At 69.7% G+C, this 12,958-nt stretch carries 12 protein-coding genes; 5 read left to right on the top strand and 7 right to left on the bottom strand.

Features of this window, described 5'->3' with window-relative positions:
• Positions 1 to 4: 4 nt before the first annotated feature.
• Together EV649_RS16920 and EV649_RS16915 are read right to left on the bottom strand one after the other, a co-directional pair.
• Positions 5 to 1,231 (bottom strand): cation:proton antiporter, encoded by a 1,227-nt coding sequence (locus tag EV649_RS16920; protein ID WP_130384396.1) that lies wholly within the window; start codon positions 1,229 to 1,231, stop codon positions 5 to 7.
• Between the two features lie 2 nt (positions 1,232 to 1,233).
• On the bottom strand, positions 1,234 to 1,710 hold the full coding sequence (locus EV649_RS16915; protein WP_130384395.1) for a TrkA C-terminal domain-containing protein: 477 nt from the start codon (positions 1,708 to 1,710) through the stop codon (positions 1,234 to 1,236).
• A 130-nt stretch (positions 1,711 to 1,840) separates the two neighbouring features.
• On the opposite strand from EV649_RS16915, the gene EV649_RS16910 reads away from it, so the two are divergent.
• The 3 genes from EV649_RS16910 (at position 1,841) to EV649_RS16900 (ending at position 5,807) form a co-directional block, all read left to right on the top strand.
• Positions 1,841 to 2,383, top strand: coding sequence for a PadR family transcriptional regulator (locus EV649_RS16910; RefSeq protein WP_130384394.1), 543 nt, complete (start codon positions 1,841 to 1,843; stop codon positions 2,381 to 2,383).
• Positions 2,380 to 4,392: an NADPH-dependent 2,4-dienoyl-CoA reductase gene (locus EV649_RS16905; RefSeq protein WP_130384393.1), complete on the top strand. Its 2,013-nt coding sequence runs from the start codon at positions 2,380 to 2,382 to the stop codon at positions 4,390 to 4,392. Before EV649_RS16910 ends, EV649_RS16905 begins: the two co-directional genes overlap by 4 nt.
• 182 nt (positions 4,393 to 4,574) lie before the next feature.
• Complete coding sequence (locus tag EV649_RS16900) at positions 4,575 to 5,807, top strand: FAD-dependent monooxygenase (protein WP_130384392.1); 1,233 nt, start codon at positions 4,575 to 4,577, stop codon at positions 5,805 to 5,807.
• Here EV649_RS16900 and EV649_RS16895 read toward each other — a convergent pair.
• The 5 genes from EV649_RS16895 to EV649_RS16875 all read right to left on the bottom strand — a co-directional run bounded on the left by EV649_RS16895 (position 5,757) and on the right by EV649_RS16875 (position 10,972).
• A complete protein-coding gene (locus EV649_RS16895) occupies positions 5,757 to 6,347 on the bottom strand; it encodes a TIGR03086 family metal-binding protein (protein WP_130384391.1) in 591 nt (196 codons plus the stop codon). The genes EV649_RS16900 and EV649_RS16895 overlap by 51 nt on opposite strands.
• A gap of 136 nt (positions 6,348 to 6,483) precedes the next feature.
• Positions 6,484 to 7,062, bottom strand: coding sequence for an HhH-GPD-type base excision DNA repair protein (locus EV649_RS16890; RefSeq protein WP_130384390.1), 579 nt, complete (start codon positions 7,060 to 7,062; stop codon positions 6,484 to 6,486).
• A 22-nt stretch (positions 7,063 to 7,084) separates the two neighbouring features.
• Entirely contained in the window at positions 7,085 to 9,175 is a 2,091-nt protein-coding gene (locus EV649_RS16885) for an iron ABC transporter permease (protein WP_130384389.1), read from the bottom strand.
• Positions 9,172 to 10,146: an iron-siderophore ABC transporter substrate-binding protein gene (locus EV649_RS16880; protein WP_130384388.1), complete on the bottom strand. Its 975-nt coding sequence runs from the start codon at positions 10,144 to 10,146 to the stop codon at positions 9,172 to 9,174. Before EV649_RS16880 ends, EV649_RS16885 begins: the two co-directional genes overlap by 4 nt.
• 10 nt (positions 10,147 to 10,156) lie before the next feature.
• A complete protein-coding gene (locus EV649_RS16875) occupies positions 10,157 to 10,972 on the bottom strand; it encodes an ABC transporter ATP-binding protein (RefSeq protein WP_130384387.1) in 816 nt (271 codons plus the stop codon).
• Between the two features lie 97 nt (positions 10,973 to 11,069).
• On the opposite strand from EV649_RS16875, the gene EV649_RS16870 reads away from it, so the two are divergent.
• Positions 11,070 to 11,969 carry a GntR family transcriptional regulator gene (locus tag EV649_RS16870; protein ID WP_130384386.1) on the top strand — a complete coding sequence of 300 codons (900 nt, stop codon included), beginning with the start codon at positions 11,070 to 11,072 and terminating at the stop codon, positions 11,967 to 11,969.
• Positions 11,970 to 11,996: 27 nt separating this feature from the next.
• A complete protein-coding gene (locus EV649_RS16865) occupies positions 11,997 to 12,872 on the top strand; it encodes a hypothetical protein (RefSeq protein ID WP_241998287.1) in 876 nt (291 codons plus the stop codon).
• Positions 12,873 to 12,958 lie beyond the last annotated feature (86 nt).

Here is a 12,958-nt window from a genome sequence, read left to right as displayed (position 1 = left end):
CGGGTCAGCCGGCGGTGTGGGCGGTGTCGTCGAGGCGTTCGGCGGCCGGGGCCTCGGTCGGCTCGGTCGGTTTGGCAGGTTTGCGGGTGAGACGGCGCGCGAGCGGCTCGGTGTAGCGGGCGGCGACCGGGCCGAGGATGACCAGGATCAGCACGTACGCCGTGGCCAGCGGACCGAGCTTCGGTTCGACACCGACCGCGAGACCGGCGATGACGATCGAGAACTCGCCGCGCGCGACCAGCGTCCCGCCGGCCCGCCACCGACCCGCGGTCGAGATGCCGGCCCGCCGAGCGGCGTACCAACCAGTGAGGATCTTGGTGAAGGTGGTGAGGACCGCCAGCCCGAACGCGATCGCCAGTACCGGCGGGATCTTCGCCGGATCGGTGCTCAGGCCGAAGAACACGAAGAACACCGCGGCAAACAGGTCGCGCAATGGGCTGAGTAGATTGCGCGCACCGTGGGCGACCTCGCCGGACAACGCGATGCCGACCAGGAACGCGCCGACCGCCGCCGACACCTGCAACTGCTGCGCGATTCCCGCGACGAGCAGCGTGAGGCCGAGGACGACGAGCAGCAGCATCTCCGGGTTGTCGGAGGAAACGGCCCGGCTGATGACACGCCCGTACCGGAGCGCGATGAACAGCACCACGCTCACCGTCCCGAGCGAGATCAGCAGCGTGATGCTCCCGCCGGCCAGCCCGACGCCGGCCAGCAGCGCGGTGAGGATCGGCAGGTAGACCGCCATCGACAGGTCCTCGAGCACCAGGATCCCCAGGATCACCGGCGTCTCCCGATTGCCCAGCCGGCCGAGATCCCCGACGACCTTCGCGATCACGCCGGACGACGAGATCCAGGTGACGCCGGCCAGTGCGACCGCTCCGACCGGACCCCAGCCGAGCAGCAACGCGACGGCCGCGCCGGGCAACGCGTTCAGCAGGAAGTCGACCACTCCGGAGATGTACTGCGTCTTCAGCGTGCTGACGAGATCAGAGGCCGTGTACTCGAGCCCGAGCAGCAACAGCAGCAGGATCACGCCGATCTCGGCGCCGGTGGCGACGAACTCCTCGCTCGCCGCCAAGGGCAACAACCCGCCGTGCCCGAACGCCAGACCGGCCAGCAGATAAAGGGGAATCGGCGAGAAGCCGAGGCGGCCGGCGATCCGGCCGAGGATGCCCAGGGCAAGGATGACCGCGCCCAGCTCGATCAGCAGGGCGGTGATGTTCTCGTGCATGCTCAGCCCCCCGCGATCAGATCGGCCACGGCGTCGACGCCCTCACGGGTGCCGACCACGACCAGGGTGTCGCCGATCGCGAACCGGAAGTCCGGCGTCGGCGACGGGGTCGCTCCGGTACGCCGCAGTACCGCGACGATCGATGCTCCGGTCCGGCTGCGGGCCTGGGTGTCGCCGAGCGTCCGGCCGGAGTACGGCGACTTGGCGGTGATCGGGATGTGCTCCGTGACCAGGTCGATCTCGATCTCGCCGCGGACCGGGTCGAGCTGCTCCGGGATCAGCAACTGCGCGAGCGCGGCCGCCTCGCCCTGACCTAACGGGACGCTGGCCTGGCACTCGTCGTCGTCCTCAGGGTTGTGGAAGCCGAGGAACCGCCGGCCGTCGTTGTGCACCACCACCGACACGTGCTTACCGCCGTCGGTGACCAGGTCGTACCGCACACCGATGCCGGGCAACGTCGTCTTGGTCGGGTGGTTCATGATGCTCCGCTCCGGGATAGATGGCGTCTGCAACCATTCTCTCAAACGCCGGCAAGCTTGTTCGGACAAGTGGTGTGACCTGAGATGCAATCAGGTGCACTGCAACTGGTTGCATAGGTAGCCTCGGGTCATGGCGCTGGAGCACGCGATTCTGGTTTCGCTGACCGAGCGGGCCGGGTCCGGGTACGAGTTGGCCCGGCGGTTCGACCGGTCGATCGGGTACTTCTGGCCGGCCACGCATCAGCAGATCTACCGGGTGCTGAGGCGGATGGACGAGGCGGGTTGGGTGAAGCACACCGAGATCGCCCAGGACGGCCGCCCGGACAAGAAGGTGTACCGGGTCGCGGCGGCCGGGCGTGCGGAGTTGTCGCGCTGGCTGGCCGAGCCGGAGGATCCCGCCGTACTGCGGGACGGCCTGGGTGTGAAGCTCCGCGGCGCCTCGCTCGGATCGGTCGAACTCGTGCTGAAGGAGATCGAGCGGCACCGGGCCGAACACGCGACGCGACTCGAGGTGTACCGCGGGATCCAGCGACGCGACTTCCCGAAGCCGTCCGGCCTGCGAGGCCGCGAGCTGCACCAATACCTCGTACTGCGCGGCGGCGTCCGCGCCGAAGAGTCCTTCGTCGCCTGGTGCGACGAAGTGATCGAAGCCCTCCGGAAGGACAACCGATGAGTTCGTACCCGCACCTGCTGGAGCCGCTCGATCTCGGCCATGTGGTCTTGCCGAACCGGGTGATCATGGGGTCGATGCACACCGGGCTCGAGGACCGGTTGAGCGATCTGCCCAAGCTGGCGGCGTACTTCGCCGAGCGTGCTCGTGGCGGCGTCGGCCTGATGGTGACCGGCGGCTACGCGCCGAACCGCACCGGCTGGCTGACGCCCTTCGGATCGACCCTCATCAACCGTCGGCAGGCCCGGAAGCATCGCCTGCTCACCGATGCGGTGCACGCCGAGGGCGGCCGGATCGCGCTCCAGATCCTGCACGCCGGCCGGTACTCGTACCACCCGTTCAGCGTCTCGGCCTCCGCCCTGAAGGCCCCGATCAACCCCTTCAAGCCGCGCGCCCTGTCCGATCGCGGCGTCCGCAAGCAGATCAAGGCGTACGTCGACTGTGCGGCGCTCGCCCGCGAGGCCGGGTACGACGGCGTCGAGATCATGGGGTCCGAGGGGTATTTCATCAACCAGTTCCTGTCCGAGCGCACGAACAAGCGGACCGATCGCTGGGGTGGCAGCCCGGAGAACCGCCGCCGGCTCGCGGTGGAGATCGTGCGGCGGACCCGGGAACGGGTCGGCGACGATTTCCTGATCATCTACCGGTTGTCGATGGCCGACCTGGTCGAGGGCGGGCAGACCTGGGACGACGTGGTTGCGCTGGGCAAGGAGATCGAGGCGGCCGGGGCGTCGATCATCAACACCGGGATCGGATGGCACGAGGCGCGGGTCCCGACGATCGTCACGTCCGTGCCCCGAGCCGCGTTCACCAGCGTGACCGCGGCGTTCAAGCCGCACGTGAAGATCCCGGTCGTCACGTCGAACCGGATCAACCTGCCGCAAGTAGCCGAGGAAGTTCTGGCCCGCGGCGACGCAGACCTGGTCAGCATGGCCCGCCCGTTCCTGGCCGATCCGGAGTGGGTGCTGAAGGCAACGACCGACCGGGCCGACGAGATCAACGTCTGCATCGCCTGCAACCAGGCGTGTCTGGATCATGTGTTCGCGAAGAAGAAGGCGAGCTGCATGGTCAATCCGCGGGCCGCTCGCGAGACCGAACTGCAGTTGCTGCCGACCCGGCGTACCAAGACCATCGCTGTCGTCGGGGCCGGACCGGCTGGTCTGGCGGCGGCGGTGACGGCGGCCGAGCGCGGGCATCACGTCGAGTTGTTCGAGGCGGATGCGGAGATCGGCGGGCAGTTCGGGATCGCGCAGCAGATCCCGGGCAAGGAGGAGTTCGCCGAGACGATCAGGTACTACCGGCGGCGGCTCGAGCTGACCGGCGTCAAGCTGCACCTCGGCCGCCGCGCCGGCGCCGACGACCTGGCCGGGTTCGACGAGATCGTGCTCGCGACCGGCGTCGTACCGCGGGTGCCCGCGATCCCCGGTATCGATCACCCCAAGGTGCTCTCGTACGTCGAGGTTGTCCGCGAACACAAACCGGTCGGGGACACGGTCGCGGTGATCGGGGCCGGCGGGATCGGGGTGGATGTCAGCGAGTTCCTGACCACCACGTCGCCGGATCTCGCTGCATGGAAGGCGGAGTGGGGTGTCGGCGATCCGACGCTGCTGCCGGGCGCGCTCGCCGTACCGCAGCCGGAACCGTCGCTGCGCAAGGTGTATCTCCTGCAGCGCAAGGCCGGGAAGATCGGCGCCGGGCTCGGGAAGACGACCGGGTGGGTGCATCGGGCGGCGTTGAAGAACAAGCAGGTCGAGCAGTTGCGTGGCGTGAACTACGAACGCATCGACGACGAAGGTCTGCACGTCACGTTCGGCCCGAAACGCGAGAAGGCGCGCGTGCTGGCCGTCGACACGGTCGTCGTCTGCGCCGGCCAGGAACCGGTCCGCGACCTCGCCGAAGCGCTCCAGACCACCGGTCGTCCCGTCCACCTGATCGGCGGAGCGGACGTAGCCACCGAACTCGACGCCAAACGAGCCATCGAGCAGGCGACGCGGCTGGCTCTCACCCTCTGAGTGGACCGCTGCGCAGGCAGAACCCCTCCGATCCGGGGTCGAAGGGCGCCAATCCGGGGGTTCTGCCTGCATGCAGGTACGCCTAGTGCACCTAAGCCCGGTGCCCTAGTGCGCGCTGGTGTCAACCCCTCCACCTAGTGCACCGTGTACGGCGTACGCGCACTAGTGAATGGGAGCGGGATATGAAGACTGTGCTGATTTCCGGTGGTGGGATTGCGGGGCCGGCGCTGGCGTTCTGGCTGCGGCGGTTCGGGTTCGCGCCGACGGTGGTCGAGATCGCGTCGGCGCCGCGGCCGGGTGGGCAGACCGTGGACCTGCGCGGGGTGTCGCGGGTGGTGGCCGAGCGGATGGGGCTGATGCCGGCCGTCGGCGAGCGGCAGCTGCACGAGCGCGGGCTCGCGTACGTGAAGGCCGACGGGCGGCAGGCCGCGGCGATGCCCGCGGAACTGCTCGACGGCGCCGGGCCGGTCGCGGAGATCGAGATCCTGCGGGGCGATCTCGCGGAGATCCTGGCCGACGCGACGAGCGAGGTGGAGTACCTGTACGGCGACTCGGTCACCGAACTGACGCAGGATCCGAGCGGCGTCGACGTGACGTTCGCGAGCGGGACGCGGCGGCGGTTTGATCTCGTGATCGGCGCGGACGGGGTGCACTCCCGGGTACGGCGGCTCGCGTTCGGGCCGGAGGAGCAGTTCGTGCACCACCTCGGCGGCTACACGTCGTACTTCACGATCGAGGCGCCGGAGAACCTCGAGCACTGGATGAAGCTCCACACCGCGCCGGGCGGGCGCTGGGTCGGCCTGCGGCCGGATCGCGATCCGCGGTTCGCGAAGGCGCTGCTGAGCTTCCGGTCGCCGGTGCTCACCTACGACCGGCGTGATGTCGAGGCGCAGAAGCGGCTGGTGCGGTCGCGCTTCGAGGGCCTCGGCTGGCACACCCCGCACATCCTGAACGGGTTGGACGCGGCCGACGACTTCTACTTCGACACCATCAGCCGGGTCGAGGTGCCGGAGTGGTCCCGCGGCCGGGTCGCGCTGGTCGGTGACGCCGGGTACTGCGGTTCGCCGATGGCCGGCCACGGTACGGCGCTTTCACTCGTCGGCGCGTACGTGCTGGCGGGCGAGTTGGCCGCTGCGCAGGGCGATCATGTCCGCGCGTTCCCGGCGTACCAGGCCCGGATGCAGGCGTACGTCGAGCAGCGGATGGAGCTGCCACCCGGCGGGATCAAGATGGCGATGCCGATGAGCGCGTTCGGGATCGCCTACCGGGACTTCGTGCTGCGGGTGATGACGTCGCGGCTGCTGGCCGGCGTACTGGCGAAGTCGGCCGTGGCGAAACCGGACGCGATCGACCTGCCGGACTACTCAGTCGAGCGGGGACACCCACTCCGGGTTGCGGCCGAGGAGGCCGAGTAGCTGGTCGAGGTCGGGGGCGGTGCCGGAGACCTTGACGCTGCGTTCGAACGCGTAGCCGGCGCCGCGGTTCGCCTCGGTGTCGGGGATCCGGCGGGCCAGGGTGAGCGTCAGCTCGACCATGTCCGGCGGCGGGTTGTACGGGACGTCGATCGCGCGGGCCAGGTCCCAGGCGTGCACGATGCAGTCGAGCTGGTGGAAGGTCAGGGCGATCCGGCGCGGGAACGAGCCGAACTCGCGGACCTCCACCAGCCGGTCCAGCGCGCCGCCGTCGGCGAACGCGTCCGCGACCCGGACGTTGGAGCGCCGGTAGGCACCGGCGGGGTTGTCGCCGAGGCGGCCGCCGGTCCAGACGTGGACGGAGGCGGAGCCGTTCAGCGCGGCCGCGGCGAGGCCCTCGTTCTGGCTGACCAGATGGCGCATCAGTCCCCGCACCGTCCAGTCGGGGCACGGGGTGGGAAACCACAGGTGCTCGGGCCGTACCTGCATCACGACTTCCCCGAGCACCGCACCGGCCCTGCGATCCAGATCCCGGATATCCATCCGCGCTCCTCCCATCGCCTTAAGGAGCATATGTCCGTACGGCGGACTTCGCAGGGAATCGCCTGGAGTACAAGGAACCACCACGTTGACTTCCGCGCCCGGCCTGCAACAGACCGGGCCCGACTGTCGCGGCAGATCAGGCCTTTACGGCTGCTTTCGCGGCCTTCTTGAAGGAGCGGACTTCGGCGAGGGACGCAGCGTCGGTGACGTCGGCGATGGAGCGACGGGAGCCGCGATCGCCGTAGCTGCCCGCAGCCTCACGCCAGCCCTTCGGGGCCACGCCGCGCTGCTTGCCGAGCAAGGCCAGGAAGATCTTCGCCTTCTGCTCGCCGAATCCGGGCAGCGCCCTCAACCGCTTCAGCACCTCGGCGCCGTCGGGCTTCGGGCGGCCGGAGAGCCAGATGTTCGCGGTCTCGCCGTCGTACTTCTCGATGATCTCCTGCGCGAGGGCGTGCACGCGGCGGGCCATCGAACCGCCGTACCGGTGGATCGCCGGCGGGGTGACGGAGAGTTCGACGAACGTCTCCAGGTCGGTCGCGGCGATCTTGTGCAGGTCGAAACCGTCCATCCGGTTCGCGATCTTCAGCGGACCGGAGAAGGCGTGCTCCATCGGGTACTGCTGGTCGAGGAGCATGCCGACCAGCAAGGCGAACGGGTCGTCGTTGAGCAACTTGTCGGCGTCCGGATTGCCGGTGAGGTGCAGTTCGCGCAGCATGCGCCCCATCTTGACACGGAGGTCAGCGCACCGGCACCCGCGTTCGCCAGAGCAGGTAGACGAAGTACGGCGCTCCGATCAGGGCGGTCAGGAGGCCGGCCGGGATCTGGGCAGGGGCGAGAACGGTGCGGCCGAGGCTGTCCGCGAGGCTGACCAGGATCGCGCCGAGGAGCGCGGCGACCGGGAGGATCCGGGCGTGCCGTCCGCCGACCAGCGCGCGGGCGGCGTGCGGAGCGACCAGGCCGACGAAGCCGACCACGCCGATCGCGGACACGGCCGCTGCTGTCAGGAGCGCGGACGCTAGCAGTGCTAGCAAACGGGTCCGCTCGAGTCGCACGCCGAGGATGCGCGGTACGTCGTCGTCCAGCGCGAGCAGATCGAGCTCACGCCGTACGTGCACGATGAACGGAGTGATTGCTAGCAGTGCTAGCGCGACGGGGGCGACTTGCGGGAGCGTCCGGCCGTAGGTGCTGCCGGAGAGCCACGTCATCGCGAGACTCAGGTTCCACGGGTCGGTGGCCACGATCAGTAGCGTGATGATCGCGGTCGCGGCCGACGAGACGCCGACGCCGATCAGCACCAGCCGGTCGGAGCTGAGCCCGCCGCGCCAGGAGATCAGGTAGACGAGTCCGAACGTGATCACCGCAGCCGCCGCGGCGACCCCGGACAGCAGCCAGATGCTTGCTGATGGCAACAGGATGAGTGTGGCGATCGCGCCTACCCCGGCGCCGCCGGTGATCCCGAGGATGCCGGGTTCGGCGAGCGGGTTGCGGCACACGGCCTGCACCGTCGTACCGGCGATCGCGAGGGCGGCACCGCACAGTACGGCGGAGACGACGCGGGGGAAACGCTGGTCGAGGACGTAGGTGATCGCTCGTCCGGAGCGGCCGTTGATCCAGTTCACCAGGTCGCCGGTGCGCAGGAACGCGTCGCCGGTGAGCATCGCGGTCAGCACGGCGGCGATGAGGAGAACGACCAGTCCCGCGGCCACGAGCAGGAAGGTCCGGCGGCTGCGGAGCCCGCTGCCCGTTCCCGCGGGGGAGCGGCTCGGGCCGGAGTCGCGGTGCCGGCGGGCCAGCCAGATCAGGACGACCGCACCGACCACCATCGTCATGATGCCGGTCGGGATCTCCACGCCGGCCTGGCCGCCGAAGGCAGCGCGCAGTACGACGTCAGACGTCAGTACGACGAGAACGCCGGCGAGACCGGAGAGCGGGAGCAGGACGCGGTGCCGGAGCAGGCCGGGGATGAGTGGGGCCAGGAGTCGGACCAGTACCGGAGCGACCAGGCCGACGAAACCGACCGGTCCCGCGACCGTGACGGCTGCTGCGGAGAGCAGGACGGTGACAAGGGTGGTGAGTACGCGCGTCCGGCGTACGTTGACGCCGAGGACCGCGGCCGTGTCGTCGCCGAGGGTGAGGATGTCGAGGTTCGCGGCCAGGAGGAACGCGCCGACGATGCCGACGGCAACGACCGGGGCCATCTGCGTGACCGCGCGCAGGTCGGTCTGGACGAGCGTGCCGGCTCCCCAGGCGAAGGTGCCGACGGTCTCCTCGCGGAAGAGCAGCAGCATCAGCGTCGTCGCTCCGCCCAACGCCATCGCGACCGCAGATCCCGCCAGGATCAGCCGCGTCGGCCCGGTCGATCCGCCGGCGGACAACGCCAGTACCAGACCAGCGGCCGCGAGCCCGCCGACGAACGCGACCCCGCCGGCCGGCAGGACCGGCAACGACACCCCGAACGCCGCGACCACCACGACTGCCAGGTAGGCGCCGGCGTTCACCCCCAACGTGTCCGGCGAGGCGAGCGGATTCCGGGCCAACGACTGCAGCCCGGCTCCCGCCACACCCAACGCCACACCGACGAGCACCCCGGCCAGCAAGCGAGGCAGCCGAGAGGCCACCAGTACGTTTGCCGCGTTGTCGGTCCCTTGCCCGAACACCAGCCGCACCAGGTCGCTCGCGCCGACCGATGAGGTCCCCTGTGTCAGATGTACGGCGGCAAGTACCACGATGGCGACGCACGCGAGCACGAAGACGCTCGCGACGCGAATCCTGCGTACCGGCTGCCGGAGGCTTTCGACCTCCGGCGCCGGCGCCGTCAACTGGGTCAAGAGGTGACTGCCTGGACTGCGGCGTCGATGAACTGCTCGGTGGACTTCGGGCCGCCGAACATCCAGATGCCGTCGGGGAGGCGGTGGACCTGGTTGGACTTCACGAACGGAAGGTTCTTCCAGATCGCGTTGCCGGCCAGGTCACTGCCGAACACGTCGCCGCCGTCGTTCTTGTTGGCGATGTAGAGGAAGGCGCCGTCGGGCAGCTTGGTCAGGCCCTCGAGGTCGGTCGGCGCGAGGCCGTAGTCCTTGTCGCCGGCGCCGGTCCAGCCGTTCTTCAGGCCCAGCTCGGTCGTGACCGCGCCGAGCAGCGAGCCGGTCGTGTACATCCGGATCGAGATCGTGCTGCCCTGCTTGTACCCGTCCGCCATCGTGAAGCCGGTGCCCGCCTTACCGGCGTCCGCGATCTTCTGCTTGCCGTCGGCAACCGCCTTGTCGAAGTCGGTGGTCAGCTGCTCGGCCTGCTCGGACTTCCCGACCGCCTGCCCGATCAGGTCCAGGTTGGTCTTCATCTGCGGGATCGCGTTCGTGGCGTCCGCGCCGCGGATCACCAGCACCGGCGTGGCCTTCTCGATCTGCGCGATCGTGTTGGCCGCCTCGTCGGTGGTGGTGATCACCAGATCGGGGTTGAGGGCAACGATCGCGTCGACGCTGGCCTCGCCGCGGGTCCCGACGTCCTTCACGGACGGGTCGAGCTTGGCCGCGGTGACCCAGTTCGTGTAGCCCTTGGTGTCCGCGACCCCGACCGGCATCACGCCGAGCGAGACCAGGTTCTCGGCCGCACCCCATTCGAGCGCGACCACCTTGGTGGCCGGTGCCTTCAGATCGAGCTTCTTGTTCCGGCCGTCGGTCAGCGACACCGGCTGCGCGGCTGCGTTGCTGGCGTCGTCGGTCGCGGCGGGCTCACTGGTACCGCAGGCCGTCAGGCCGAACAGGGCAGCAGCGATCAGGGCGATGGCGGTTCGTCTCATCAGGATGACCTCAGATAGTTGTGACGCGGGTCAGGTGTTTGCCGATCGGGCGGGTGCTGACCAGCCCGGTGGCCGGATCGGTGCCGACCTCGATGGTGATGCCGTACGTCTCGGTGAGCGCGTCGGCCCGCAGTACCTCTTCCGGCGTCCCGGTCGCGCGTACTCGCCCCTGATCGAGCAGCGCGATCCGGTCCGCCACCGCGGCGGCCTGGTTCAGGTCGTGCAGTACGACGCCGACCGCGACCCCGTGCTCGTCGGCGAGCTCGCGCATCAGGTCGAGGATCTCGATCTGGTAGCGCAGGTCGAGGAACGTGGTCGGTTCGTCGAGCAGGAGTACGCCGGTGTTCTGCGCGAGGCACGTGGCCAGCCAGACCCGCTGCAGCTCGCCGCCGGAGAGTTCGTCGACGCCGCGCTCGGCCATCGCCGTGACCCCGGTGACGCTCATGGCGTGCTCGATCGCCCGCGGACCGTCCGCGTCGTCGTTGCGCCAGCGGCTGCGGTACGGATGCCGCCCGTACCCGACGACGTCGCGGACGCTGACGCCGTTCGGCGTCGGCCGGGACTGCGACAGCAACGTCACCTTGCGGGCGAACTCCTTCGCCGACAGGTCGAGCGCGTTGCCGCCGCCGGGGAAGGTGATGCTCCCGGCGTCCGGGTGGTGCAGGCGGGCGAGGGCGCGCAACAGCGTCGACTTCCCGCTGCCGTTCGGCCCGACGAGCGCGGTCACGCTCGCGGCCTCGATGTGCAGCGAGGCGCCGTCGACCACCTGGCGGCCGTGATACCCGAGCCGCAGGTCGTCGCCTGTCAGCCCCACCGATTCCTGCATGGCGATGAGGATAGCCTTACCTTAGCTGACCTGTCAGCCAGGGTCTCGATCTGGCATAGTGCGCGTACGATGTACGTGCACTAGTCGAGGGGAAGCCATGGGTGAGGCGCCGTACCAGGCGATCGCGGCCGAGTTGCGGCGGCGGATCGAGGCCGGGGAGCTGCTGCCAGGGGACCGGGTGCCGTCGACGCGGGCGTTGGTCCGCGACTTCGGGGTGGCGATGGCGACCGCGACGAAGGCGTTGCAGGTGCTGCAGGCCGACCAGCTGGTGCATCCCGCGCCGGGGGTCGGGACCGTGGTGGGTCCGCCGCCGCGTTCCCGGCGTACGGCGGTTGCTCCCGATGGAGTGCCGGACCTCAATCGCGACGAGGTTGTGCGGATGGGGATCGCGATCGCGGACGCCGAGGGGCTGGCGGCGTTGTCGATGCGGCGGATCGCGGCCGAGCTCGGGGTGTCGACGATGGCGCTCTACCGGTACGTCGGGGGCAAGGACCCCCTGGTCGTGCAGATGGTGGATGCGGCGCTCGGAGAGTTTCCGCTCGGGGAGATTCCGGCGTACTGGCGGGATGCGGTGACGGCGGTCGCGCGGGTGCACTGGGCGGCGTACCGGCGTCATCTCTGGCTGGCGAGTGCGATCAGTCTGAGCCGGCCGCAGCTGGTGCCGCGGTTGCTGCCGCACACGGACGCGGTGCTGCGAGCGTTGCGCGGGTTCGAGAAGGATGCGGCGTTGTCGACGACGATCAGCCTGTTCGCGTACGTGCGGGGGATCGCGTTGGTGATGGAGTCCGAGGCGCAGGCCGAGCAGGACACCGGGGTCACCGCGGACGAGTGGGCCACCCGGCAGGGCGACCAGTTGGCGGCGATGATCGCGGCCGGGAACCTGACGGCGTTCCAGGAGTTGCTGGCCGACGGCTTCGACTACGAGTACGACCTGGACCAGTTGTTCGAATTCGGGCTCGGGGTCTTCCTCGATGGTCTGTCCGCACGGCTACGCTGAGTGCTGACGACTTCTCCGGAGGTGCCGATGGAGCCTGTGTTCGCGCCGGGTGTGCCTGTTGGCGTGCGGCGGTTGTACGAGCACCGGCCGGAGTTGTTCGTGGCGGCCGACGCGCCGCGGCCGAAGCGGCAGACGTCGTGGTCGGTCGCGCCGGGCAACACGTTCGGGACGTTGCTGGTGTGGATCGCGGTGTGCGTCGGCGGGTGGATCCTGGCGCTGATCATCATGGCGGCGACGCTGCCGACCGCGGTGGCGGCGTGGGGCGCGGTCGGACTCGCCGGCGTCGCGGCGCTCGCGACCGGCGGGATCCTGGTGAAGTCGGCGGTCGAGGACCGTGGGCACAAGGCGGTCCGGATCCAGCACGGGAAGTACCTGCTGCCGGAGGACTTCGACGAGCCGGCCGCGCGGTTGCTCGGGCGGGCGCAGCGGGCCGTGAAAACGGTGCTTGAGGCAACAGTCACCCGGCGTGGCCTGCTGGACGACGTACAGAACGAGCTCGTGCTGCCGGAGCAGTTGTGGGACATCGCGCAGGTGCTCCGCGAGCAGACGGTACTGCGGGCCAGGCAGCAGGATGTCGCGCGCGGAATGGCGACCGCCGAGCTCGACGCCGTACTCGGACCGCAACGTCGTGCCCTCGCGCTCTCGGTGGACGCGATCAAGCGCAAGGTGGATCTGCTGGACCGGTACGCCGACCGCGTCCGCTCCGCCGACGCCGCTCTTCGCGCCGAGGCGGCGCTCGACGACGGCGACCGCTACATCGAGCTCCTCGCCCGCACCGAACCCGTCGGCGACATGTCCGTCGTTCAGGGCTTCACCGACGAGGCCAGCGCCCTGAAGGACACCCTCACCCGCTCCATCAACGCCGCCCGAGACGCGGGCCGAACGTTGGCCCTACCGGAGTAGCCCGCTCCGACCACATTTGGTGGGTGGGCCAGCGAAATGAGGGGTTCTGCACCCGGAACCACGGTGCAGAACCCCGGATTTGCTGG

This window comes from Kribbella sp. VKM Ac-2569, assembly GCF_004216905.1.
In the GTDB taxonomy this organism is placed as follows: Bacteria; Actinomycetota; Actinomycetes; order Propionibacteriales; family Kribbellaceae; genus Kribbella.
The sequence above is the reverse complement of the archived record's forward strand: the minus strand, read 5'-3'. Positions and strand labels throughout refer to the sequence as shown.

Excerpts from the sequence above, each read along its gene's own strand:
- EV649_RS16920 (WP_130384396.1), bottom strand. The coding sequence starts at position 1,231 with ATGCACGAGAACATCACCGCCCTGCTGATCGAGCTGGGCGCGGTCATC.
- EV649_RS16915 (WP_130384395.1), bottom strand. The coding sequence starts at position 1,710 with ATGAACCACCCGACCAAGACGACGTTGCCCGGCATCGGTGTGCGGTAC.
- EV649_RS16910 (WP_130384394.1), top strand. The coding sequence starts at position 1,841 with ATGGCGCTGGAGCACGCGATTCTGGTTTCGCTGACCGAGCGGGCCGGG.
- EV649_RS16905 (WP_130384393.1), top strand. The coding sequence starts at position 2,380 with ATGAGTTCGTACCCGCACCTGCTGGAGCCGCTCGATCTCGGCCATGTG.
- EV649_RS16900 (WP_130384392.1), top strand. The coding sequence starts at position 4,575 with ATGAAGACTGTGCTGATTTCCGGTGGTGGGATTGCGGGGCCGGCGCTG.
- EV649_RS16895 (WP_130384391.1), bottom strand. The coding sequence starts at position 6,347 with ATGGATATCCGGGATCTGGATCGCAGGGCCGGTGCGGTGCTCGGGGAA.
- EV649_RS16890 (WP_130384390.1), bottom strand. The coding sequence starts at position 7,062 with ATGCTGCGCGAACTGCACCTCACCGGCAATCCGGACGCCGACAAGTTG.
- EV649_RS16880 (WP_130384388.1), bottom strand. The coding sequence starts at position 10,146 with ATGAGACGAACCGCCATCGCCCTGATCGCTGCTGCCCTGTTCGGCCTG.
- EV649_RS16875 (WP_130384387.1), bottom strand. The coding sequence starts at position 10,972 with ATGCAGGAATCGGTGGGGCTGACAGGCGACGACCTGCGGCTCGGGTAT.
- EV649_RS16870 (WP_130384386.1), top strand. The coding sequence starts at position 11,070 with ATGGGTGAGGCGCCGTACCAGGCGATCGCGGCCGAGTTGCGGCGGCGG.
- EV649_RS16865 (WP_241998287.1), top strand. The coding sequence starts at position 11,997 with ATGGAGCCTGTGTTCGCGCCGGGTGTGCCTGTTGGCGTGCGGCGGTTG.